This is a genomic window from Rheinheimera sp. B2H12, from assembly GCF_059620065.1.
The window spans coordinates 2,245,874-2,269,994 of record NZ_CM184363.1; the positions used below are offsets into that span (position 1 = coordinate 2,245,874).

Consider the following 24,121-nt stretch of genomic DNA (forward strand, 5'->3'; position numbering starts at 1 on the left):
ATGATTGACAATAAAACCAGCTGCGGCTGGTTTTATTGTTGTGATATGGCGGCAAAAATTTTTATCCAGACCAGCCAGCCCCGTTAGCTGTGTCAAAGCGCGCCCGGCCTTTTCGTGTTTTAGCCGCGTGATAATAAAAATACATCCTGCAATTGCAATTGTCCCTGGCGGTGTTGTTTCAACTGACAGAGGAATAACAAAGCACAACTGTAAGCATCTTCCAGTGCATGATGGGACTGGCTTTGTGGTAAATGATGCCGCGCCAGACAATTGGGCAGTCGCAGCGATTGCGGTTTCACTACTTTGCCCTGATTCAGCAGTCGTTGCCATTCGACTTGCATGGTATCAATAAATTTCAGTCGTGGCGCCCGGCCAAAACAGCGCTGACAAGCCACTTCCAAAAAGTTGCGTTCGATACTGGCATGATGCGCCACCAGAATATATCCGGCATATTGCGTCAGCAATTCGGTCAAAACGTCAGCGAGGTCATGCGCATTGCTGAAGTCTTTATCATGTAAGCCATGGAAAATGGCGCTCTGACCGACGCTGACCGGGCTGTTGATCAGATAATGCCGGGCCGCACTGAGTTCAATTTGCAACTGTCGCACCGGCAGCCAACCGATACTGAGGATATAATCTTTTTTTGCCACCAGACCTGTAGTTTCAATATCCAGCACCAGAAAGTCGCAATTGGAAACCTCGGTCGAAGCTGCTGGCAGTGGCACCGCATTAAAGCGTTTCACCACTTCATTGACCGTTTCTTTTTGCCACTGCAACCATTGCCACATGTTAAATTTCCCGGGTAAAGCGATAACGTAACGAACCTTGTGCATTATGGATCACGGCAAAGCTGTCTTTCAGTTGATGGCGTTGCAGACTGGACAGCACCACCGGATCCAGCAAATTGGTGACATCGTGGCCTTGTTGCAGTTCATGGATATGTTTATCAAAGCGCAGCTGCGCCAGTACATCGAAAGCGTCCAGCAGATCCTGCACATCCTTCGCTGCTAATTGTTGTTGTGCCGCTAGTTGTTCCAGCCGATGCCGGGTATTGACTGCGCTGATCCCCGCGGCCAGGGCATAGACCCGAACTAAGTCAGTGATCAAACTGATGCCGCGTTTTTTCAGATCCAGGCCTTTTTTATGCTTGCCATCTTGTTCCAGGATAAAATTCTTTAAAAATCCGAGCGGGGCAGTGCGCTCTAGTGCGGTTTTGGCCAGATGGAGCAAAAACAGCTCCTGCTGCGCAGTACGAGCCAGAATATCCTGTTGTAAGGCATTAAATAACCCACGGCTACCTTCGATCACTCTTAAATCAAAGTAGATACTGGCATTGAGCAACGCCTGGGGCGTTGGGGTGCTGATCCAGCGGGCAAACCGCATCGACCAGCCTTTCAGGCTGAGTCTGAGTTCGGGGTTGCTGGCCATAATATTGCCAGGGCACAATCTGATACCACAGCGGTCCAGGCCGCGACAGACAAACTCAGCCAGTCTGGCAAAATAATCCGCCACTTCGCCTTCGGGTTCTTTTTCCAGCAGCAGGGCATTGTCCTGATCAGCATTCAGGCTTTGATCCATTCTGGCTTGGGAGCCAAAAGCCAACCAACTGAAGACACAAGGTGGTTCACCCAGTTGCACAATCGCCAGCTTAATCAGCCGTTGGGTAATGGCATCGGTAATAGTCGTGATGATATGGCCTGCTTCATGTGCCGGCACCTGTTGCTTGCCCATCGTCAACGCCATTTCGGCAATATGTTGACTGCATTGCTCCAGTCCATCCAGACTTTGTTGACGGTGAATTTCGCCAATCAGATACACCGGATGATCCTGCTGCGCCCGGATAATATCAGTGGCTGTGATCATACTAAAACTTTGACCTTGTTCTGTCACTGGTAAATGATGAATGTTATAGCGACTCATCAACTGCACAGCCTCGAACAAATAGCCATGCTTATCAATGGTATAAGGTTGTTTTGTCATCACTTGGCTGATCAAGGTGCTGGCTGGCAGATTTTGTGCAAGTACCCGGCTGCGTAAATCCCGGTCGGTCAGGATGCCAACCAATTGCTGGCCGGTTTCGACCAGTAATGAGGATACCCGCTGTGCTGTCATTAAGGCGGCGGCTTGTTGTACTGTTTGCTCTGGCTCGATGGCAATTTTATGCGCTTGCACCACATCGGCTATTTTCAATGTGAAGCGGGAGTTTTGTTGCTGCTCCCGGTATTGATGCAAACGGCGGCTGAATAAACGCTGGAAAAAAATATCAATATTTTTATATTGGTGCCTGAGTTGATGGAAAGCGTCGGCGCCCAGCCAATACACCAGTCCATCTTCTTCACAGCGCAGTTGATCATCATCAGCTAAGTCAGTTAATAACAACTGGTAGCCATAAAAATCGCCTTCCTGCAATTTGGCCAACAGCTGTTGTTGGTCGCTGTACAGGGCAAATACCCCAGTGCGAACTATCATCAGCCGGTTGGTACCTGGCGGCACCAGTTCGGCTTGCTGATAGTAATACACCTGAATTTGCCGGGCGAGCTGGCCGAGTTCCGCGCTGGCCAAATGATTAAAAGGAGTGGTATGCGCCAGAAATTTGGTGACTTCGCTGATTTCCATAATAGCTCCTGTCTCAAGGCCTTTACTCTAGCAAGGGCAGGCCAGCCTCGACAGTCTACTTTAGTCTGAAGCTGCCGCCTTTTCGTCTGAGCCGGCCGGACAGACTTGCAGCAAAGACTGTTCACCACTGCCGATGGGGTGCCATGCCTGGCCCAGCGCGGTACCTGCAGCAGGGATCGGTAATTGCTCAGTGAAATCAGCTCGATACTGTAAGCCACAATGGATCACTTGTCGGATTGCAGCCGCTGGGCTTCGGCGTTCAAATAAATACAAAGTCGCCAGCATCAGCTGTGGATTTTGCTGATTCGCGGTGGCATTTTTCACATCCAGCGCCATAAAACGAACCACTTGTGGTCTGAGGTAGCTCCAGGGCCGCCAAGCGGTACTTTCAGCCACGGCTTTCACCACCACCACTCCCTCAGGTAACAGGCTTTTCTGATGTTCAAACCACTGATATTCGCTGTAAATCTGAAACCCCAACATACCGGCGGCGGCAAATGCAGGGACCAGATAACGGGGAGCACGTTGCGAGCTGAGTTTACGTAGCAATAATGCGATACCGGCGGCGCCAACTCCAGAGACGATAGTTGCAATCAAATCCCATAGCATAAAATGTTCTTCTCCAAAAAAACACGGGCTTTCAGTGAAAGCCCGTGGTGTAAGCTTCGTCTGAGCGCGCTCAGACCACTGCGTTTTATCTTACTTAATGATCGATGGCTGTACCAGCACCACGCGGGAAGCGCACGCTTTCCACTAAATCCTGAATGGCTTTTGGTGGCGCTTCGGTGACCGCTGACAATGCAAAGGCGACCGTGAAGTTAATCATTGCACCTATAGCGCCAAATGACAGCGGAGAGATACCAAATAACCAGTTTGCCGGCACGTTTTCGAAGCTAGCGGTGCCAGGCAGGAAGAACCAGCCCTGATACAGGAAGATATAAACACATGTGGAAATCAAGCCTGCCAGCATACCAGCGACAGCACCTTTGCTGTTGACGCGTTTGGAGAAAATACCCATCATCAGCGCTGGGAAAATTGAAGCTGCGGCGATACCAAAGGCCAGCGCCACCGTCTGCGCAGCAAAGCCAGGCGGATTCATGCCAAGATAAGTTGCAACAACGATAGCCACACCCATTGAAATACGGGCAGCCCGTAACTCACCTTTTTCACTGATATTTGGATTGATGGTGCCTTTGATCAGATCGTGACTGATTGCGGCAGAAATCGCCAGCAATAAACCGGCTGCGGTTGACAATGCTGCTGCCAGACCACCTGCGGCGATCAGGCCAACGACCCAACCTGGCAAATTGGCAATCTCAGGATTGGCCAGCACCAGAATGTCGTTATTGACCGTCAGTTCATTGCCTTTCCAGCCACGTTCCGCCGCTTTTTCAGCAAATGCTGGCGCATCACTATAGAACTGGATCCGACCATCACCGTTCAGGTCATTGTGTTTAATTAAGCCGGTTTTTTCCCAGTTTTTAATCCAGTCTGGTCTGGCGCTGTATTCAATCGCTTCCGCTTTTGGACCTTCCGGGAAAATAGTGGTCATCAGGTTTAACCGGGCCATGGCAGCAACAGCTGGTGCTGTCAGATACAACAACGCGATAAACACCAGTGCCCAGCCGGCAGACCAGCGAGCATCCGCAACTTTAGGTACAGTGAAAAAACGGATAATCACGTGCGGCAGACCGGCAGTACCAATCATCAATGACAAGGTGAATAACACCATATTCAGTTTGTTATCAACATCGGCGGTGTAATCAACAAAACCAAGTTCGCGTACCACTTCATCCAGTTTTTGCAGCAGTGGCACACCTGATTCGGTATGTTCAGCGAACAAACCCAGCGGTGGCAGGAAACTGTCGGTCAGTTGCAATGAAATAAACACCGCCGGAATGGTATAAGCCACAATCAACACCACATACTGCGCCACTTGGGTGTAAGTAATACCTTTCATGCCGCCCAGTACCGCATACATAAAGACTATCACAGCGGCAATGATCAGACCCATATCACTGCTGACTTCAAGGAAACGGGAAAACGCCACCCCAGCTCCCGTCATCTGACCGATAACATAAGTCACTGAAGCAATAATCAGGCAAGCAACAGCAACTAAACGGGCGCTGGTGCTGTAGAAACGATCACCGATAAAATCCGGTACGGTAAATTTACCGAACTTACGCAGATAGGGCGCCAGTAACATGGCCAGCAATACATAACCACCGGTCCAGCCCATCAGATAGGTCGAGTTGGCATAGCCGCCCAATGAAATAAGGCCAGCCATTGAAATAAAAGATGCCGCCGACATCCAGTCAGCTGCAGTTGCCATCCCGTTCATCACCGGATGGACACCACCGCCTGCGACATAAAACTCTTTAGTCGAACCAGCTCTGGCCCAGATCGCAATTGCGATATAGAGGGCAAAGGAACCTCCGACAAATAATAAGTTGATTGCAAATTGGCTCATCTGGAATTACTCCTCATCAACGCCAAATTCTTTATCAAGCTTATTCATTCTCCAGGAATAGAAGAAGATCAGGATGATAAAGGTAATAATTGAGCCCTGTTGTGCAAACCAGAAGCCAAGATCAGTGCCACCGACAGTGATGCCACTGAGCCAGGGACGAAATAAGATGCCACCGCCGTACGACACCAGCGCCCAGATGATCAGGCTGCCGATAATCAGTCGCAGATTGGCTTGCCAGTACTCCTGCGGACTATGTTTAGTTACCATGATGCATGTTTCCTTTAGTTATTTTTATCGAGCGATCTTAATCTAGCAGTTGGTGTGTGAAGCGTAAGCCCGACTTTAGTCGAAGGAAAAATATCAGCATTGACATCTGACCCGGACTGGCCAACAGTATGCGACTAAAAAGATGCTGGAGAATGCTGTGGCAGCGTGGATTATTGCGGTGTTGGCTCTGTTGTATGTCGGTGGCCTGTTTTATATTGCCAACTGGGCGGAGCAGCATAGAGCGGACAGGCTACTACGAAAGTATGGGGGGCTGATCTACAGTCTGGCGCTGGCGGTATACTGTACTTCCTGGACTTATTATGGTGCTGTGGGTTCTGCTATCAGTTCCGGCTGGGATTATTTACCGATTTATCTCGGGCCTTTACTGGTTTTTTGCTTCGCCCAGCCCATGTTGCGTAAGCTACTGCACGTCGCCAAAAAACATAACGTTACTTCTATTACCGACTTTATCAGTGCCCGTTATGGCAAACGTCATGCCATCGCCGCGATGACGGCATTGTTATGCCTGGTGGTGGTGGTGCCATATATTGCATTACAGCTCAAAGCAGTGTCTGCTTCTTATCTGGTGTTACTTGGCCGCAGTGAAGACAGCTTGCAACTGTGGTGGCAGGACACAGCGCTGATGAGCGCCCTGGCAATGACCCTGTTTGCTATTTTGTTCGGCACCCGCAAAGTGCATCTGACTGAACAAAATCGCGGTGTCATGGTCGCAATTGCCTTTGAGTCGGTGATTAAACTGGCGGCGTTATTGACGCTCGGCATTGCGGTCTGCTGGTTTGTGCTGGACAGGCCTTGGCACATACTGCACGATTTTAGCCAGTATGCCCAAACCCACAGTCTGGAAGACAGCGGTAGCTGGCTGGCGTTTTTCACCAAAACCATCCTGGCGATGGCAGCCATCTTTTTATTACCGCGCCAGTTTCATGTCACCTTTGTCGAAAATACCTCACCTGGTCATCTTGGCTATGCTAAACGCTGGTTTGGCAGTTATCTGGTGTTGGTGACTTTGGTGGTTCTGCCAATTGCGCTGGCTGGCTTGCAATTATTTCCGCAAAAACTGCATCTGGCCGATAGTTTTGTGCTGCTGTTGCCGGCCAGTCAGGGCTGGCAAAGTATTAGCGCACTGGTGTTTATTGGTGGTTTTTCGGCTGCCACTTCGATGATTATCATCGCCACGTTGGCGCTCAGTACCATGATCAGTAATGACGTGGTGATGCCGACCTTGTTAAACACCGATCCGAACCAACAGCTGGCGCGTGATTACAGCCCGATGATCCTGCGGGTACGACGCTTGATGATCGTGATGGTGATGGCATTGTCTTACGGTTATTACAGCCTGTTTGCCCGCAATTATGAATTGGCGGAAACAGGTTTATTATCCTTTGCGCTGATTATTCAACTGGCACCAGCGCTGCTGGGGGGGCTGTACTGGCGGCGTGGTCATGCGCTTGGCGTTTATGCCGGCGTCAGTATTGGTTTTGCCGGCTGGTTTTATTGTCTGATGCTACCGCAACTGGTCAGTGTTGGGGTGCTGGATTTAACGATTTTACAGCAAGGCGCTTTTGGTCAAAGCTGGCTCAGACCTACGGCGTTGTTTGGGCTAGAGTTGGATCCACTGACGCATGGTGTGTTTTGGTCTTTAGGGCTCAATCTGCTGGCTTATGTGTTGTTCTCGTTGCTGCACAAAGCCGATTTGAACGACAAACTGCAAGCGGTGGCTTTTGTCAAACCAAACCTGCCGCTGGATGATCTCAAAACGGCACGTCGCACCCGGATTGTCGGCCAGGATTTACTGACGTTGCTGGAGCGTTTTGTCGGCACGGCTCGGGCCAGAGAGTCCATTGCTGAATTTAGCCGTCGTCAGCCGATGCCGCCGCAACTGGAGGATATGCCAGAGCCGGCGTTTATTCGGCACATTGAACGGGAGCTGGCCGGTGTCATAGGTTCGTCCAGTGCGGCCGCTATGGTCAATGCCGTGCTGGATGGCCGGCAACTGGCGTTTGAAGATGTAGTGACCTTATTTGATGATACCCGCCAGGCGATTATGTTTTCCCGCAAGATCCTGTTTTCGACATTGGAGCACCTCAGTCAGGGGGTGAGTGTGGTGGATCGGGACTTACAGCTCGTCGCCTGGAACCGGCAATATCTGGAAATGTTTAATTACCCGGAGGGGATGGTGCGGGTCGGCCGTTCTGTTGCTGATATTGTCAGGTTTAACGCCGAGCGCGGTTTGTGTGGTGAAGGTAGTGCAGAAGAGCATGTGCAAAAACGGCTGCAGCATATGCAGCGGGGCACACCTCATGTCTTTCAGCGGGTACGACCTGATGGTTCTGTGCTGGAGATGCGCGGTAATCCAATCCCGGGTGGCGGTTTTGTCACCAGTTTTACTGATATCACCGAACACGTGCAGGCAGTGCGGCAATTGGCAGAAGCAAAACAGCATCTGGAGCAACGGGTGCAACAACGAACACAGCAAATCAGCCAAATCAATGAAGAACTGCGCGATGAAATAGCTTTGCGCCGGATCACCGAACAACAACTATTGCTGGCCAAAGCTGAAGCGGAAGCTGCCAATGCTTCGAAAACCCGTTTTCTGGCGCTCGCCAGTCATGACATTTTACAACCGCTGAATGCCGCCCGGCTTTTTACTTCAGCGCTACAGGAACAGCCTGAGCCGGAACGGCAGCAACAAATGTTGTTACAGCTGGATAATTCATTAAAAGCGACTGAAGAGTTGATTTCAACTTTACTGGAAATTGCCAAACTCGATGATGGCAAATTGGAGCCTGCCAGTCAGGAAATAGAACTTGGGCCTTTGTTATTGCAACTGCGTGATGAGTTTTCCCTGTTGGCGGCGCAAAAACAGTTGCAGCTACAAGTACGGAATACGCCTTATCTGGTCAGCAGTAATCCAACTTATCTGCGGCGTATTTTGCAAAATATGTTATCCAATGCGGTGAAATACACCAGCACAGGGAAAGTTCTGCTTGGTTGTCGCCGCCTCGGCAGCAGCCTTTGTATTGAGGTGTGGGATACTGGTCCTGGCATTCGATCCCAGGAATTACCGCATATTTTTGATGATTTTTATCGGGTGGATGCCACCTCCCGTGGTCAGCAAGGGGTTGGCCTTGGGTTGGCCGTGGTGCAACGGATGGCGAAAAGTCTGGGGCATCAGCTCAGTGTCGCGTCAAAGCCAGGCCAGGGCACAGTATTCAGGCTGACGGTGCCGCTCGTTGGCAGACAGCAGGCCAAAGTGCAACCCGGGTTAGCAGCTACCGTTGGCACTGAGCAAACACCGGTGAGTCCATTTACCCGGCTGTCGGTTTGTTGTGTCGATGATGATGTCAGTAATGTCAACGCATTAAGGGCCTTATTGCAACAATGGCAGGTTGGACAGATTGATACTTGTCTTGACGTCAATGAAACCCTGGCACTGGCAAAGCGCCAGGGACCGCCGGATTTACTGATTATCGATTACCAGCTCGGTCAGCATCAGAATGGTCTGGTTTTGCATCAGCAACTACAGCAATTTTGGCCTGGTGTGCCGGCCATTTTGGTCTCAGCCGCGCCTGAACCAGATTTACCAGGACGGGCCAAACAACAGGGACTGATTTTTTTGCCAAAACCAATTAAAGCGGCGGCACTACGGGCAACTTTTAACTATCTGAAATTAGGCAAGAACAATTAACTCAATGCCAGAGCAGTCAGCAAGCGTGTTAGCATGCTGCAAGTGAAACCATGGAGAGCGTAAACGGATGAGAGCACAATTAGAACGGCAATTTTTTCTCGGGTTACTGGCGCTGGTGACCTTCGGCTTTGGTTTAGTGCTGGAACCATTCTGGAGTGCCATTTTTTGGGCTTGTGCTTTGACGGTGATTTTTTATCCACTACAAACCTTATTGTTACGTCATTTAGGCAACAGACCCAGTCTGGCGGCACTGTTGACGCTCAGCATTTGTGTGGTGATGGTGGTGCTGCCGTTATTGGCAATAGGCGCTTCCTTTATTCAGGAGGGCGTGGCGTTTTATCAGCGTATTCAAAATGGCGATTTGAATCCGGCCGCTACTTTGGAAAAAATCCGTCAAGCCTTCCCGCTGGTATCTCAAACCTTACTCGAATTTGGTGTAGACACAGACAATTTACGCCAGCGCTTGTCAGATGCTGCGGTGGAAGCCAGCCGTTTGTTAGCCAAAGAAACATTGGCGATAGGTCAGAATGCGGCAGGCTTATTTTTGCAAATTGGTCTCATGCTCTATCTGGCGTTTTTCCTGCTGCGCGATGGCGCTAAACTGGTTGAATTACTGGTGCGAGCTTTACCACTGGGGGATGTCAGAGAGCGGATGTTGTTTGCAAAATTTGCCGAGGTAACCCGAGCCACAGTGAAAGGCAATTTGGTGGTTGCTGTGGTACAAGGTACGCTGGGTGGGTTGATTTTATGGATCTTAGATATTCCTGCACCTGTCCTTTGGGGCGTGCTGATGACGTTCTTAAGTTTATTACCTGCAATTGGAGCTGCGCTGGTGTGGTTTCCGGTGGCGTTATATCTTTATGCCACCGGTCAGTGGTGGCAGGCAACCATACTGATTGCTTATGGTGCAGTGGTGATTGGGCTGGCGGACAATATTTTGCGGCCGTTATTGGTTGGGCGGGATACCAAATTACCGGATTATATTGTGTTGTTTTCGACTTTGGGCGGTATCACTTTGCTTGGTATCAATGGCTTTGTGCTGGGGCCTTTAGTCGCGGCACTTTTTATGGCGTTCTGGCAAATTTTCATGGTTGAATTTAACCATGCACCTGTCAGTGTCGACGAATGTGCTGCTGACACACAACATGACAACAACAGCGAACTCTGATGCTGCCAACTGTTGATTTGTCGCAAAGTGGGATCCCGGCAGAGCACTGGCCGCAGTACCAGCGCGCAGTGACAGCGTTATTGCAACAACTGTCGATGCGGCCTGAACTGCGATTGATTGCTATCAGTGGAGCGCAGGGTTGTGGTAAATCGACGCTGGCGGCTGTGTTGGTCAACACGCTGCAACAACACGGCTGTCGGACCGCGGCAGTGTCGCTGGATGATTATTATTTTGCTAAACAACAGCGGCAGCAGTTAGCGCAACAAGTACATCCCTGGCTGGCGCAGCGCGGTGTCCCCGGCACTCATGATATAGCCCGTGCTATTCGTGATGCTGAGGCAGTGTTGACAGGGCTGCCAGTAAGTTTGCCCTGTTTTAGCAAAGCACTGGATGATGTGTTGCCAGACCGGCCGTCCCAACAGTTAGATGTACTGATTGTGGAGGGATGGTGCCTGGGCTGCCCACCTCAGCCGGCTTCGCAATTGCAACGCGCCGTCAATCAGCAGGAACAGCAGTTGGATGCAGATGGACGTTGGCGGCGTTATGTCAACCAGCAATTGGCAGGGCCTTATCAGCGGTATTTTCAGTTCATCCAGTATTTGTTGTATCTGCAGGCGCCGGATTGGCAAGCGGTGTGCCGTTGGCGGCAGCGACAAGAAGAAAAGTTGTGGCAGGCGCAAGGGCAGGGCATGACTGCAACTGAACTGGCCCATTTTATGGCCAGCTTTCAACGGCTGACCGAGTATGGTTGGCAACAATTACCGCAGTTGGCAGATGTTTGCTGGCAACTGGATCAGCAACAGCTGATCCTGCCGACACCTGCGTAGCGCTCAGCCAGCCGTGGTTAGTGTTGTTGTGCTAAAGCCCGATCCACCGGCGCTTCTAGTTGGAGTCGTTGAGCCTGGATCACCACTTGAGTACGGTTCGTCACGCCTAATTTTCGGAAAATTGCCGTCAAATGTGCTTTGACTGTGGCTTCCGAAATATGCAAATCGTAGGCAATTTGTTTATTTAGCCAGCCCTCAGTCAGGTAATACAACACCTTGTATTGCTGATTAGTCAGTTGCGCTACTTTATCTGCTAAGTCTAAATCTGCCAGATTGTTTGGATCGGGTTTAAATAAGGCCTGTAAATGTGCCGGTAACCAAAGTTCACCCGCCATCACGGCATTCAGAGCCTTACCAATTTCAACCGGGTGTGCTGATTTGGGGATATAAGCTGAAGCCCCAAAGTTCATCACCCGCCGGATCACATCCGGATCATCACTGGCTGAGATCACGACTATAGGCAACGTAGGGAAATTTTTACGCAATTGGATCAGTCCGAGAAAACCGCAGTTGCCTGGCATATGTAAATCCAGTAGCAAGAGATCAGTGTCCGGATGCTGTTCAAGCGCCTGACAGGTGGCTTCAAAACAGTCGGTTTCAATGGTTGCTTTGGTGACAAAAGTATTACTGATGGCATTGATCAGTGCATTTCGAAACAGCGGATGATCGTCCGCCACTATCAGTTTAGCCATTTCAGACTCCGTTCGGACAGGACTCAGCTGACAGCCGAGAACCAGAGGATATGTTGCAGCATAATCAACCTGATGGCAGCTGTCTATGTTTTGCATAGAGCATAAGCCATTCGTGGCTTATGCTCTGTCACGGAGGTTATTTATTCAGCCGGTGATTGATCAGATGTTCAACCACGGATGGATCGGCCAGTGTTGAGATGTCGCCTAATGAATCATGTTCGTTGGCAGCAATTTTACGCAAAATCCGCCGCATAATTTTACCGGAGCGGGTTTTCGGTAAACCCGGAGCCCATTGGATCAGATCCGGACTGGCGATTGGCGAAATTTCACGTCTGACCCAATCTCTGACCGCTTTGGTCAGATCATCACTTGGTTCAACACCAACCCTTGGTGCAATAAACACATAAATGCCCTGACCTTTTAAGTCATGCGGATAGCCAACGACTGCGGCTTCAGCAATAGCTTCATGCGCCACCAGACAGCTTTCAATTTCGGCAGTGCCTAAGCGGTGACCTGACACGTTTAACACGTCATCCACCCGGCCGGTTAACCAGTAATAGCCGTCTTCGTCGCGTTTGGCGCCATCACCGGTGAAATACATGCCTTGGTAGGTCGAAAAATAAGTCTGTTCAAAACGGTCATGATCCCCGTACAAAGTCCGCATTTGACCGGGCCAGCTATCCAGTAACACCAGATTGCCTTCAGTGACACCGTGCAGCAGATTGCCTTCGTTATCAACAATGGCGGGTTTCACACTGAAAAATGGGCGGGTAGCAGAACCTGGTTTTAATGCGGTAGCACCTGGTAATGGGGTGATCAGGATGCCACCGGTTTCGGTTTGCCACCAGGTATCGACGATAGGGCAGTTGTTTTTGCCGACTTGCTGATGATACCAGTTCCAGGCTTCCGGATTAATAGGCTCGCCGACACTACCTAACACTTTTAATGACGATAAATCAGCGCCTTCCACAGCGGCAGTGCCATGTGCCATTAAGGCCCGGATGGCAGTCGGCGCTGTATAAAGGATATTTACCTTAAATTTGTCGACGATTTGGGCAATGCGTTTGACACTCGGATAGGTGGGGACGCCTTCAAACATCACGCTGGTGGCACCATTGGCGAGTGGTCCATACACAATATAAGTATGACCTGTGACCCAGCCAACATCGGCGGCACACCAGTAAACATCGCCTGGATGGTAATCAAATACATACTGATGGGTCATTGACGCCCATACCATATAACCACCCGTGGTATGCAGTACGCCTTTAGGTTTACCGGTAGATCCGGAAGTATAAAGAATAAACAGCGGATCTTCCGCATTCATTGGCTCTGGTTCACAATGCTTCGGTTGCTGCGCCAGTAATTCGTGATACCAGACATCTCGGCCGGCATGCTCATCAATATTGTCGCCAACATGCTTGACGACGATCACATGTTTGACCGGGTTGGCTTTACCCAAATGGCCGAGTGCCATATCGGTATTATCTTTTAATGCAGTGACACGAGCGCCCCGCAGCGCCTGATCGGCAGTGATGACAAGTTTAGAATCACAATCGACAATCCGGCTGCCCAGCGCGTCTGGTGAAAAACCGGCAAAGACCACCGAATGTACTGCACCAATCCGGGCACAGGCCAGTAAGGCAACTGCAGCTTGTGGGATCATCGGTAAATAGATGGTGACGCGATCGCCTTTGCCGATGCCAAGACTTTTCATGCCATTGGCCAGTTGACAGACTTCATCATAGAGTTGTTGGTAAGTGACTGCTTTATCTACACCAGGCTCATCACCTTCCCAATAATAGGCAACTTGATCGGCTTTTTCTGCCAAGTGGCGGTCCAGACAGTTATAGCTGGCGTTTAAGGTACCGTCGCTGAACCAGTTCACATGGACATTGCCCAGTTCAAAGCTGGTGTCTTTTACTTGGGTAAATGGTGTAAACCAGTCGATGCGTTTACCATGTTCAGCCCAGAATTGTTCTGGTTGTTCAACAGACTGCTGATACATAGCAAGATAAGCAGCATCATCCAGATAAGTTCTGGCTTTGGCGGCTGCTGTCACCGGATAAAGTTGTTGTTGCGACATAATTCGTCTTCCCCGTTGGCGATCTGCGCCTGCTGTTATTGAATAATGTTGTTCTACCTGAACCCTTTAGCTGGCGAAATTAGACATTAGTCTAGCCGCTGCGTTCACCCGGATGTTCGACTAAAGGCTAATTGAGCTCTTTGGCTGCATCAACCACATTAAATTGGTTACAACTCGAACAACGATAACGACAGGGCGAACGGAGCACAACTATGCAACAAATTAACAGTAAACAAGGTCACACCAGATTGAAGCAACTGACACTGGCGATGCTGGCAGTGTTATTCAGTCAGGCCGTGCAGGCCGGTTTTAAAATGGGTGACAACACCGAAATTGGTATCGGTGGTTATGTCAAACTTGACGCGATGTGGACTGACACTTCAGAAGGGATGATTGGTAATGGTGTTGGGCGCGATTTTTATGTGCCGTCGACGATTCCGGTGACTGGTACCTCAGAATCGGCGAAATGGGATATGCACGCCCGTCAGTCCCGCTTCTTTATTACCAGCGATACGCTGCTGGAAAACGGCAAAAAAATCAGTGGCCGGTTTGAATTTGATATGATGGGTACTTATCCGATTGGTGATGAAAGAACCAGTAATGGTTATTCGCCAGAAATCCGCCATGCTTTTATCAGCTATGACGGTTGGCTGTTTGGCCAGACCTGGACCACCTTTATGGATGTCAATGCGTTGCCGGACAGTATCGATTTTGTTGGCACCACTGATGGCACAGTGTTTGTCCGTCAAGCGCAAGTGCGTTATACCAATGGTGGTTTCCAGGTTGCACTGGAAAATCCGGAAACCACAGTCTCACCACTAAAAAGCACCAGCAGAGTGGTGACTGATGATAATTCTATGCCAGATGTGGTGCTGCGTTATAACCATACTGCAGACTGGGGTGGTTTGACGGTCGCTGGTTTAAGTCGGCAATTGTCTTATCAGGAAGGTGCGGTGGATGACAGTACTCGAGGTTATGGTCTGACATTCAGCGGTAAGTTTAATCTGTCAAAAACTGATGATATTCGTTTTGCCGTCACCTATGGGGAAGGATTGGGTCGTTATCTGAGTCTGAACACCTCGAACGATGTGGTGGTCCGCCCTGACAATCAACTGGAAACGATTAAAAGTGTTGGTTATACCCTGGCTTATAAACATGCTTGGAATGACAAATGGCGTTCGAGCTTCTTTTATTCCGCTCAGAACATTGATAATCCGATTGAATTTACCGGCACAGCCTTAACAGAATCAACTTCAAGCTATAGTGCAAACCTAATTTATCAGGTTGCCAGTAAGTTATCGGTGGGCGCTGAATTCCGTCATGCGACCCGGGTGTTGGATTCGGATTTGGAAGGTGATTTAAACCGTATCCAATTTATGGCCAAATACGATTTCTGATGTCAGAACAATGTGCCGGTCTTTGCGATCACCGGCACAGATCCAGATGTAACTGCATGGCGTACTTCCTCTGACTACAATGGAGGGCGTTATGGCACATAAGTTAGAACATCTGAATTTTGACGACGTGGTAATTAACAAGTTAACAGTTCATTCATTAGAGATGGGCCTTTATCTGGCAGAAGTCGACTTTGACGGCCGGACCGGCTTTATCGTCGGTGACGATAACAGGCCAAAGCAATTCTATAGTGTGACCCAGGTAAAAGACCAGCTCAGTCAGGCCAGAATTAAATCCTCGGTGTTAGTTCATCAGTCCGCCTATGATGAAATGATCGGTTTAGCGAGCAAAAGTGACAATAAACTGGAAGTGCCTCTAGGTTGATGCTGCCAGGGTGGCAATGAACGTTGGTATTTCGCACAATGTGCGTGGTATTTGAGCTGTCGCGCGCTTTTTGGCACATTTTTTGATTTTTATCTGCTTTTGCGCTTGCACCCGGCGAAAAACTCCCTATAATGCGCCCCATGCCGACGGGGTGGTGCGAAAGCAGCAAGCCGGGTGAGTTTGAAGAAAGTTGAAAATGTCGATAAAAAGACGCTTGACACGAAATGAAAACTGACTAAAATAGCCGCCTCGCAGCGACGACAGGTTGAAAGGTCTGAAAGTTGTGGTGAGGTAGAAATCAGCAGTGATTTCTGAAGTAAGGCAGGTTGAGCAGAGAAGCTCATTTAAATAGTGAAATTCTCTGCTTGACTTAAATTCTGGGAAGTGTAACATACGCCTCCCGCTTCGTAGTCGAAGCACGCTCTTTAACAATTAGCAATCAATCATCTGTGTGGGCACTCGATTCATGAGATTCGCAAAACGAATTAACTGAGTGTGAGTGACCAGATAGTAAAATATTTAGTCAGTAATACTGAGCAGCTACTTAGGTAGCGAAAAAACTTTTAATTGAAGAGTTTGATCATGGCTCAGATTGAACGCTGGCGGCAGGCCTAACACATGCAAGTCGAGCGGGGTTTTCGGACCTAGCGGCGGACGGGTGAGTAATGCGTAGGAAGCTACCCGACAGAGGGGGATACCAGTTGGAAACGACTGTTAATACCGCATAATGTCTACGGACCAAAGTGTGGGACCTTCGGGCCACATGCTGTCGGATGCGCCTACGTGGGATTAGCTAGTTGGTGAGGTAATGGCTCACCAAGGCGACGATCCCTAGCTGGTTTGAGAGGATGATCAGCCACACTGGAACTGAGACACGGTCCAGACTCCTACGGGAGGCAGCAGTGGGGAATATTGGACAATGGGCGCAAGCCTGATCCAGCCATGCCGCGTGTGTGAAGAAGGCCTTCGGGTTGTAAAGCACTTTCAGCGAGGAGGAAGGGTTGGTCGTTAATAGCGGCTAACTTTGACGTTACTCGCAGAAGAAGCACCGGCTAACTCTGTGCCAGCAGCCGCGGTAATACAGAGGGTGCAAGCGTTAATCGGAATTACTGGGCGTAAAGCGCACGCAGGCGGTTGGTTAAGTCAGATGTGAAAGCCCCGGGCTCAACCTGGGAATTGCATTTGAAACTGGCCAACTAGAGTACGTGAGAGGGGGGTAGAATTCCAAGTGTAGCGGTGAAATGCGTAGAGATTTGGAGGAATACCAGTGGCGAAGGCGGCCCCCTGGCACGATACTGACGCTCAGGTGCGAAAGCGTGGGGAGCAAACAGGATTAGATACCCTGGTAGTCCACGCCGTAAACGATGTCTACTAGCTGTTCGTGGTCTTGTACTGTGAGTAGCGCAGCTAACGCACTAAGTAGACCGCCTGGGGAGTACGGTCGCAAGATTAAAACTCAAATGAATTGACGGGGGCCCGCACAAGCGGTGGAGCATGTGGTTTAATTCGACGCAACGCGAAGAACCTTACCTACTCTTGACATCTAGCGAAGATTGTAGAGATACGATTGTGCCTTCGGGAACGCTAAGACAGGTGCTGCATGGCTGTCGTCAGCTCGTGTTGTGAAATGTTGGGTTAAGTCCCGCAACGAGCGCAACCCTTATCCTTAGTTGCCAGCACGTAATGGTGGGAACTCTAGGGAGACTGCCGGTGATAAACCGGAGGAAGGTGGGGACGACGTCAAGTCATCATGGCCCTTACGAGTAGGGCTACACACGTGCTACAATGGTACGTACAGAGGGAGGCAAGCTGGCGACAGTGAGCGGATCTCTTAAAGCGTATCGTAGTCCGGATCGCAGTCTGCAACTCGACTGCGTGAAGTCGGAATCGCTAGTAATCGCAAATCAGAATGTTGCGGTGAATACGTTCCCGGGCCTTGTACACACCGCCCGTCACACCATGGGAGTGGGTTGCAAAAGAAGTAGGTAGCTTAACCTTCGGGAGGGCGCTTACCACTTTGTGATTCATGACTGGGGTGAAGTCGTAACAAGGTAACCCTAGGGGAACCTGGGGTTGGATCACCTCCTTACCTATAGCGAACTGATGTTTCGAAGTGTCCACACAGATGATTGATTGCAGAGATAGAGCAAAACAGTTAGAGGCCATCAGGCTTATAACGAAGAATGTTTGGCTTAGTGCAAGGCGCAGGCTGAGCGAGCGAAGGAGTGTACTGTAGTACATGACTGAGTGAGCAAAGAATGCAACGCAGCAATAAGACGAACAGGCAAGTTAGAATTGGTCTGTAGCTCAGGTGGTTAGAGCGCACCCCTGATAAGGGTGAGGTCGGTAGTTCGAGTCTACTCAGACCAACCAAATTTTATATTTGGGGTTATAGCTCAGCTGGGAGAGCGCCTGCCTTGCACGCAGGAGGTCAGCGGTTCGATCCCGCTTAACTCCACCATTCCTTAGAAGATTCTAAAGAATACCTGATTAATTGCTCGCAAAATTCAAATCAAAGCGCACTTGTTGGTGTGGTTTGATTTGAGTTTATCTCAAAATGCTCTTTAACAATTAGGCAAGCTGATAGTAGTAAAAATAAAGGTCAACAATTTTATTGTGAACCTTAAGCACAAACTTACGATTTCCAAGACAATTTGGGGTTGTATGGTTAAGTGACTAAGCGTACACGGTGGATGCCTTGGCAGTCAGAGGCGATGAAGGACGTGCTAACCTGCGAAAAGCTGTGAGAAGTCGGTAAGAGACGTTAGACTCACAGATGTCCGAATGGGGAAACCCACCAGATTTATCTGGTATCGTATGATGAATACATAGTCATACGAGGCGAACCGGGAGAACTGAAACATCTAAGTACCCCGAGGAAAAGAAATCAACCGAGATCCCCTTAGTAGCGGCGAGCGAAAGGGGGCTAGCCCTTAAGTTGGTGAAGAATTAGTGGAAGGCTCTGGAAAGTGCCGCGATACAGGGTGATAGCCCCGTACACGAAAAGTCTTCATCAGTGAAAACGAGTAGGACGGGACACGAGACATCCTGTTTGAATATGGGGGGACCATCCTCCAAGGCTAAATACTCCTGACTGACCGATAGTGAACCAGTACCGTGAGGGAAAGGCGAAAAGAACCCCTGTTAGGGGAGTGAAATAGAACCTGAAACCGTGTACGTACAAGCAGTGGGAGCCTCCTTTGTGGGGTGACTGCGTACCTTTTGTATAATGGGTCAGCGACTTACATTCTGTAGCGAGGTTAACCGAATAGGGGAGCCGTAGGGAAACCGAGTCTTAACTGGGCGAATAGTTGCAGGGTGTAGACCCGAAACCGGGCGATCTACCCATGAGCAGGTTGAAGGTTGGGTAACACTAACTGGAGGACCGAACCCACTAATGTTGAAAAATTAGGGGATGACTTGTGGGTCGGAGTGAAAGGCTAATCAAGCTCGGAGATATCTGGTTCTCCTCGAAAGCTATTTAGGTAGCGCCTCGAGCGAATACCATTGGGGGTAGAGCACTGTTAAGGCTAGGGGGTCATCCCGACTTACCAACCCTTTGCAAACTCCGAATACCAATGAGTACTACTCGGGAGACACACGACGGGTGCTAACGTCCGCCGTGAAAAGGGAAACAACCCAGACCACCAGCTAAGGTCCCAAAGTCATGGTTAAGTGGAAAACGATGTGGAAAGGCATAGACAGCTAGGAGGTTGGCTTAGAAGCAGCCACCCTTTAAAGAAAGCGTAATAGCTCACTAGTCGAGTCGGTCTGCGCGGAAGATGTAACGGGGCTAAACCATGCACCGAAGCTGTGGACTTGCACTATGTGCAAGTGGTAGAGGAGCGTTCTGTAAGCCGTAGAAGGTGTCTTGTGAAGGATGCTGGAGGTATCAGAAGTGCGAATGCTGACATAAGTAACGATAAGGGGAGTGAAAAACTTCCCCGCCGGAAGACCAAGGGTTCCTATCCCATGCTAATCAGGGTAGGGTAAGTCGGCCCCTAAGGCGAGGGCGAAAGCCGTAGTCGATGGGAAACGGGTTAATATTCCCGTACCGACAGTACTGCGATGGGGGGACGGAGAAGGCTAGGCAGGCATGGCGTTGGTAGTCCATGTGAAAGTATGTAGGTTGGGTGTTTAGGAAAATCCGGACGCCTAAGACTGAGATACGAGACGAGCCACTAAGGTGGTGAAGCTGTTGATGCCACGCTTCCAGGAAAAGCCTCTAAGCTTCAGGTACTTGTCGACCGTACTCGAAACCGACACAGGTGGTCAGGTAGAGAATACCAAGGCGCTTGAGAGAACTCTGGTGAAGGAACTAGGCAAAATAGTACCGTAACTTCGGGAGAAGGTACGCTCTTGGGTGTGAAGGACTTGCTCCGTAAGCATCTGAGAGTCGCAGTGACCAGCTGGCTGCAACTGTTTATTAAAAACACAGCACTCTGCAAACTCGAGAGAGGACGTATAGGGTGTGACACCTGCCCGGTGCCGGAAGGTTAATTGATGGGGTTAGCGCAAGCGAAGCTCTTGATCGAAGCCCCGGTAAACGGCGGCCGTAACTATAACGGTCCTAAGGTAGCGAAATTCCTTGTCGGGTAAGTTCCGACCTGCACGAATGGTGTAATGATGGCCAGGCTGTCTCCACCAGAGACTCAGTGAAATTGAAATTGCGGTGAAGATGCCGTATACCCGCGGCTAGACGGAAAGACCCCGTGAACCTTTACTATAGCTTGGCACTGAACATTGACCCTGTATGTGTAGGATAGGTGGGAGGCTTTGAAGTTGTGACGCTAGTCACGATGGAGCCGTCCTTGAAATACCACCCTTGCATGTTTGATGTTCTAACGTGGGCCCCTAATCGGGGTTGCGGACAGTGTCTGGTGGGTAGTTTGACTGGGGCGGTCTCCTCCTAAAGAGTAACGGAGGAGCACGAAGGTTGGCTAAGTACGGTCGGACATCGTACGGTTAGTGCAAAGGCAGAAGCCAGCTTAACTGCGAGACAGACACGTCGAGCAGGTACGAAAGTAGGTCTTAGTGATCCGGTGGTTCTGTATGGAAGGGCCATCGCTCAACGGATAAAAGGTACTCCGGGGATAACAGGCTGATACCGCCCAAGAGTTCATATCGACGGCGGTGTTTGGCACCTCGATGTCGGCTCATCACATCCTGGGGCTGAAGTCGGTCCCAAGGGTATGGCTGTTCGCCATTTAAAGTGGTACGCGAGCTGGGTTTAGAACGTCGTGAGACAGTTCGGTCCCTATCTGCCGTGGGCGTTGGATGATTGATTGGAGTTGCTCCTAGTACGAGAGGACCGGAGTGAACGAACCGCTGGTGTTCGGGTTGTCATGCCAATGGCACTGCCCGGTAGCTACGTTCGGAACGGATAACCGCTGAAAGCATCTAAGCGGGAAGCCGGCCAAGAGATGAGTCATCCCTTGTACCTTGAGTACACATAAGGGTTGTTGGAGACCACAACGTTGATAGGTGAGGTGTGGAAGCGTAGTGATACGTTAAGCTAACTCATACTAATTGCCCGAGAGGCTTAACCATACAACGCCCAAGTTGTTTTGCAGTAAGTGTGCGACTACTATCAAGAGCTACTAAAAATTAGTAATCAAGCTTGTCTAAGTTAAAGAAGCTAAACAGTTTTTGCCTGGTGGCAATAGCGCTGTGGAACCACCTGAATCCATTCCGAACTCAGAAGTGAAACGCAGCTGCGACGATGGTAGTGTGGCAGATGCCATGCGAGAGTAGTACACCGCCAGGCTCCCAATAAATGAAAAAGCCCCAGTCGAAAGACTGGGGCTTTTTTATTTATCGTGATTCTGGCGCTGGAGTACTTGGAGAGTAGTACAGTGAAGCCCGAAACAGACAACGCCAACAATTTGGCGTTGTCCGGGCTGAACGGCCCTGAGCTCTGCGAAGGGCATGAAGGCTCCCAAACTCGCTAGGCTTTTTTATTTATCGTGATTCTGGCGCTGGAGTACTTGGAGAGTAGTACAGCGAAGCCGGGAATTATACCATTCCATCTTAAAGTCTGTTCAGTACCGCCCAGTTTCTTGAGCACATCTTGCTCACCCGTACTTTATCGCTGATAAAGTCATTCCAGGCATCGCTACAGGCATCCACAATCGCTTCGTAGCTCTCGAAACAACGATTGGCTATGTGGTGTTGACGTAGCCAGCTCCATACTTGCTCTATCGGATTGAGTTCAGGTGAATACGGTGGCAGTTTTAATATCGACAGGTTATGAAAATCATCTGCAATATCATCAGTATGCCAACCCGCGCCATCCATCACGACCACTGCATAGCGGCCCTTGGCTGTTGTGGCTGAAATTTGCGCTAAGTGCATTTTCATCACCTCTTTACTCAGAAAAGGAACTATCAATGCTTCTGTTGCGCCATTGGCCGGGCAGATGGCGCCGAAAAGATGAGCGTATTCAAATTGCTGCTGTTTAACCGCACGTGGCCGAGAGCCTGTGCTAGCCCATAAGCGCGTGGTTGTATTCTGCTGGCCGATACGAGCTTCATCCTGGAACCAGACATCGACATCTTCCAGCCGCACCGTGCCAGGAATGTTAAGGATCGTTTCCAATTGGAAGTTTTATATATGCGTCCTGGACGCCTTGTTGTTGCTTCGGGTGCCGCGAGCGACTGGTTATCCAGCTAAATCCAAGTTGTTTCAGTAACTTATAAATGGCGTTATGGTGATAATGTACACCAAACTCGGCTTTGATATAGTTAAGAATTTTTTCACCGGTCAGCCTGCCACCATGTTCATTCTGGCTTTGGCATGTAATAAAGTCGCCCAATTGTTTTTGCTGCTGGGCAGTCAAAAATGGCGTACGTCCTTTTGCTTTACGTGCTTCTAAACCCTCGAGGCCAGAAGCAAGGTAGTTGCTCACCCAAGTATTCACACTGGTGCGACTGATTTTAAGCTGCTCAGCAACTGATGTACGGTTTTTACATTGAAGAAACAGAGACAGCGCCAGCAAGCGCATACGCTTGCGGGCATTTTTTTCGGCTCGAGAGCGCTTCAGTAAGTCTTCAGGAGTAAGATCCATCATGCGAATGCCGTATTGATGCTAATAGCTCAATTAGAACAGAAAATTAGATGGAATGGTATTACGCCATTGGCCGGGCAGATGGCGCCGAAAAGATGAGCGTATTCAAATTGCTGCTGTTTAACCGCACGTGGCCGAGAGCCTGTGCTAGCCCATAAGCGCGTGGTTGTATTCTGCTGGCCGATACGAGCTTCATCCTGGAACCAGACATCGACATCTTCCAGCCGCACCGTGCCAGGAATGTTAAGGATCGTTTCCAATTGGAAGTTTTATATATGCGTCCTGGACGCCTTGTTGTTGCTTCGGGTGCCGCGAGCGACTGGTTATCCAGCTAAATCCAAGTTGTTTCAGTAACTTATAAATGGCGTTATGGTGATAATGTACACCAAACTCGGCTTTGATATAGTTAAGAATTTTTTCACCGGTCAGCCTGCCACCATGTTCATTCTGGCTTTGGCATGTAATAAAGTCGCCCAATTGTTTTTGCTGCTGGGCAGTCAAAAATGGCGTACGTCCTTTTGCTTTACGTGCTTCTAAACCCTCGAGGCCAGAAGCAAGGTAGTTGCTCACCCAAGTATTCACACTGGTGCGACTGATTTTAAGCTGCTCAGCAACTGATGTACGGTTTTTACATTGAAGAAACAGAGACAGCGCCAGTAAGCGCATACGCTTGCGGGCATTTTTTTCGGCTCGAGAGCGCTTCAGTAAGTCTTCAGGAGTAAGATCCATCATGCGAATGCCGTATTGATGCTAATAGCTCAATTAGAACAGAAAACTAGATGGAATGGTATTACTCAGAAAAGGAACTATCAATGCTTCTGTTGCGCCATTGGCCGGGCAGATGGCGCCGAAAAGATGAGCGTATTCAAATTGCTGCTGTTTAACCGCACGTGGTCGAGAGCCTGTGCTAGCCCATAAGCGCGTGGTTGTATTCTACTGGCCAATTCTGGCTTCATCCCCAAAACAGAACATCGATACCTTCCAGTCGCACCGTGCCAGGAATGTTATTGACAATGGTGCGGCTAATTTTAAGCTGGTTGGCAACCAATGGAGGTTTTTACATTCAAGAAACAGAGACAGCGCTAGCAAACGTATACGCTTGCTGGCATTTTATCGGCGCATGAGAGTTTGAGCAAATCTTCAGCGGTATAATTCATAAGGCTAAGCCATACTGATGAAGAAACTCAATTAGAACAGAAAACAAGATTGAATTGGATAAATCCGCTGCTGTGGATTTGTGCATTATGGGGCAGGGCTGTTTAGACTGGTGCTCTGCGGCGAGTCCAGTCTAGGCATTTTGAGCTCTACCAACTTATTTGCATTCCATTGACCTAGAATTTTACAATTTTGCGTACAGTTGGCGTTAGGTCAATCGCTTGATGCCGGTTTATTGGGCTGCCCGACAGCGACCATCAAAAAATTTTGCGGCAGTAAATTCGCC

Annotated in this window: 14 protein-coding genes, 2 tRNA genes, 3 rRNA genes and 1 pseudogene; 10 read left to right on the forward strand and 10 right to left on the reverse strand. The window is 49.6% G+C overall.

Annotated elements, in window-relative coordinates; translation table 11 throughout:
* Nucleotides 1–119 precede the first annotated feature (119 nt).
* The 5 genes from AC53GJ_RS09795 to AC53GJ_RS09815 form a co-directional block, all read right to left on the reverse strand.
* Nucleotides 120–788, reverse strand: a complete 669-nt coding sequence (locus AC53GJ_RS09795) for an exonuclease domain-containing protein (RefSeq protein ID WP_496732500.1) — start codon at nt 786–788, stop codon at nt 120–122.
* A 1-nt stretch (nt 789) separates the two neighbouring features.
* The gene (locus AC53GJ_RS09800; RefSeq protein WP_496732501.1) at nt 790–2,616 is read right to left on the reverse strand and encodes a DUF294 nucleotidyltransferase-like domain-containing protein; all 1,827 of its coding nucleotides are present in this window, start codon (nt 2,614–2,616) and stop codon (nt 790–792) included.
* A gap of 60 nt (nt 2,617–2,676) precedes the next feature.
* A complete protein-coding gene (locus AC53GJ_RS09805) occupies nt 2,677–3,225 on the reverse strand; it encodes a hypothetical protein (RefSeq protein ID WP_496732502.1) in 549 nt (182 codons plus the stop codon).
* 94 nt (nt 3,226–3,319) lie between these two features.
* Nucleotides 3,320–5,086 carry a sodium:solute symporter family protein gene (locus AC53GJ_RS09810; protein WP_496732503.1) on the reverse strand — a complete coding sequence of 589 codons (1,767 nt, stop codon included), beginning with the start codon at nt 5,084–5,086 and terminating at the stop codon, nt 3,320–3,322.
* Between the two features lie 6 nt (nt 5,087–5,092).
* A complete protein-coding gene (locus tag AC53GJ_RS09815; RefSeq protein WP_496732504.1) occupies nt 5,093–5,353 on the reverse strand; it encodes a DUF4212 domain-containing protein in 261 nt (86 codons plus the stop codon).
* Between the two features lie 157 nt (nt 5,354–5,510).
* Between AC53GJ_RS09815 and AC53GJ_RS09820 the strand changes: the two genes are divergently transcribed.
* From AC53GJ_RS09820 to AC53GJ_RS09830, 3 genes are all read left to right on the forward strand, one after another.
* The gene (locus tag AC53GJ_RS09820) at nt 5,511–9,062 is read left to right on the forward strand and encodes a hybrid sensor histidine kinase/response regulator (protein ID WP_496732505.1); all 3,552 of its coding nucleotides are present in this window, start codon (nt 5,511–5,513) and stop codon (nt 9,060–9,062) included.
* Nucleotides 9,063–9,129: 67 nt separating this feature from the next.
* Nucleotides 9,130–10,230 carry an AI-2E family transporter gene (locus tag AC53GJ_RS09825; RefSeq protein WP_496732506.1) on the forward strand — a complete coding sequence of 367 codons (1,101 nt, stop codon included), beginning with the start codon at nt 9,130–9,132 and terminating at the stop codon, nt 10,228–10,230.
* On the forward strand, nt 10,230–11,057 hold the full coding sequence (locus AC53GJ_RS09830) for a P-loop domain-containing protein (RefSeq protein WP_496732507.1): 828 nt from the start codon (nt 10,230–10,232) through the stop codon (nt 11,055–11,057). The genes AC53GJ_RS09825 and AC53GJ_RS09830 overlap by 1 nt, the downstream gene beginning before the upstream one ends.
* A 17-nt stretch (nt 11,058–11,074) precedes the next feature.
* On the opposite strand, the gene AC53GJ_RS09835 is transcribed toward AC53GJ_RS09830, so the two are convergent.
* A complete protein-coding gene (locus AC53GJ_RS09835) occupies nt 11,075–11,749 on the reverse strand; it encodes a LuxR C-terminal-related transcriptional regulator (protein WP_496732508.1) in 675 nt (224 codons plus the stop codon).
* 136 nt (nt 11,750–11,885) lie between these two features.
* Nucleotides 11,886–13,835: an acetate--CoA ligase gene (acs, locus tag AC53GJ_RS09840; protein ID WP_496732509.1), complete on the reverse strand. Its 1,950-nt coding sequence runs from the start codon at nt 13,833–13,835 to the stop codon at nt 11,886–11,888.
* Nucleotides 13,836–14,047: 212 nt separating this feature from the next.
* Between acs and AC53GJ_RS09845 the strand changes: the two genes are divergently transcribed.
* The 7 genes from AC53GJ_RS09845 to rrf all read left to right on the forward strand — a co-directional run bounded on the left by AC53GJ_RS09845 (nt 14,048) and on the right by rrf (nt 21,381).
* The gene (locus AC53GJ_RS09845) at nt 14,048–15,232 is read left to right on the forward strand and encodes a DcaP family trimeric outer membrane transporter (RefSeq protein ID WP_496732510.1); all 1,185 of its coding nucleotides are present in this window, start codon (nt 14,048–14,050) and stop codon (nt 15,230–15,232) included.
* Nucleotides 15,233–15,323: 91 nt separating this feature from the next.
* A complete protein-coding gene (locus tag AC53GJ_RS09850) occupies nt 15,324–15,614 on the forward strand; it encodes a DUF6482 family protein (protein ID WP_496732511.1) in 291 nt (96 codons plus the stop codon).
* A gap of 564 nt (nt 15,615–16,178) precedes the next feature.
* A 16S ribosomal RNA gene (locus AC53GJ_RS09855) occupies nt 16,179–17,703 on the forward strand.
* A gap of 207 nt (nt 17,704–17,910) precedes the next feature.
* A tRNA-Ile gene (locus AC53GJ_RS09860) sits at nt 17,911–17,987 on the forward strand.
* Nucleotides 17,988–17,999: 12 nt separating this feature from the next.
* Nucleotides 18,000–18,075 (forward strand) — tRNA-Ala (locus AC53GJ_RS09865).
* 205 nt (nt 18,076–18,280) lie between these two features.
* A 23S ribosomal RNA gene (locus AC53GJ_RS09870) occupies nt 18,281–21,164 on the forward strand.
* A 102-nt stretch (nt 21,165–21,266) separates the two neighbouring features.
* Nucleotides 21,267–21,381 (forward strand): 5S ribosomal RNA (rrf, locus tag AC53GJ_RS09875).
* The 16S, 23S and 5S rRNA genes sit together here with 2 tRNA genes alongside, the layout of an rRNA operon.
* A 263-nt stretch (nt 21,382–21,644) precedes the next feature.
* On the opposite strand, the gene AC53GJ_RS09880 is transcribed toward rrf, so the two are convergent.
* From AC53GJ_RS09880 to AC53GJ_RS09890, 3 genes and pseudogenes are all read right to left on the reverse strand, one after another.
* Nucleotides 21,645–22,680, reverse strand: a protein-coding gene (locus AC53GJ_RS09880; RefSeq protein WP_496732747.1) for an IS630 family transposase whose coding sequence is annotated in 2 segments (ribosomal slippage) — nt 21,645–22,221 and nt 22,220–22,680 — 1,038 coding nt in all. Because the reading frame shifts where the segments join, the coding sequence is not laid out codon by codon here.
* Between the two features lie 243 nt (nt 22,681–22,923).
* A complete protein-coding gene (locus AC53GJ_RS09885; protein WP_496732512.1) occupies nt 22,924–23,412 on the reverse strand; it encodes a helix-turn-helix domain-containing protein in 489 nt (162 codons plus the stop codon).
* Between the two features lie 69 nt (nt 23,413–23,481).
* Nucleotides 23,482–23,686: pseudogene (locus AC53GJ_RS09890) on the reverse strand (IS630 family transposase); the annotation flags it as partial.
* Nucleotides 23,687–24,121: the final 435 nt, after the last annotated feature.

Bases quoted from the DNA above. Each gene is read 5' to 3' on its own strand.
- AC53GJ_RS09795 (WP_496732500.1), bottom strand. From the start codon at position 788: ATGTGGCAATGGTTGCAGTGGCAAAAAGAAACGGTCAATGAAGTGGTG.
- AC53GJ_RS09800 (WP_496732501.1), bottom strand. From the start codon at position 2,616: ATGGAAATCAGCGAAGTCACCAAATTTCTGGCGCATACCACTCCTTTT.
- AC53GJ_RS09805 (WP_496732502.1), bottom strand. From the start codon at position 3,225: ATGCTATGGGATTTGATTGCAACTATCGTCTCTGGAGTTGGCGCCGCC.
- AC53GJ_RS09810 (WP_496732503.1), bottom strand. From the start codon at position 5,086: ATGAGCCAATTTGCAATCAACTTATTATTTGTCGGAGGTTCCTTTGCC.
- AC53GJ_RS09815 (WP_496732504.1), bottom strand. From the start codon at position 5,353: ATGGTAACTAAACATAGTCCGCAGGAGTACTGGCAAGCCAATCTGCGA.
- AC53GJ_RS09825 (WP_496732506.1), top strand. From the start codon at position 9,130: ATGAGAGCACAATTAGAACGGCAATTTTTTCTCGGGTTACTGGCGCTG.
- AC53GJ_RS09830 (WP_496732507.1), top strand. From the start codon at position 10,230: ATGCTGCCAACTGTTGATTTGTCGCAAAGTGGGATCCCGGCAGAGCAC.
- AC53GJ_RS09835 (WP_496732508.1), bottom strand. From the start codon at position 11,749: ATGGCTAAACTGATAGTGGCGGACGATCATCCGCTGTTTCGAAATGCA.
- acs (WP_496732509.1), bottom strand. From the start codon at position 13,835: ATGTCGCAACAACAACTTTATCCGGTGACAGCAGCCGCCAAAGCCAGA.
- AC53GJ_RS09845 (WP_496732510.1), top strand. From the start codon at position 14,048: ATGCAACAAATTAACAGTAAACAAGGTCACACCAGATTGAAGCAACTG.
- AC53GJ_RS09850 (WP_496732511.1), top strand. From the start codon at position 15,324: ATGGCACATAAGTTAGAACATCTGAATTTTGACGACGTGGTAATTAAC.
- AC53GJ_RS09885 (WP_496732512.1), bottom strand. From the start codon at position 23,412: ATGATGGATCTTACTCCTGAAGACTTACTGAAGCGCTCTCGAGCCGAA.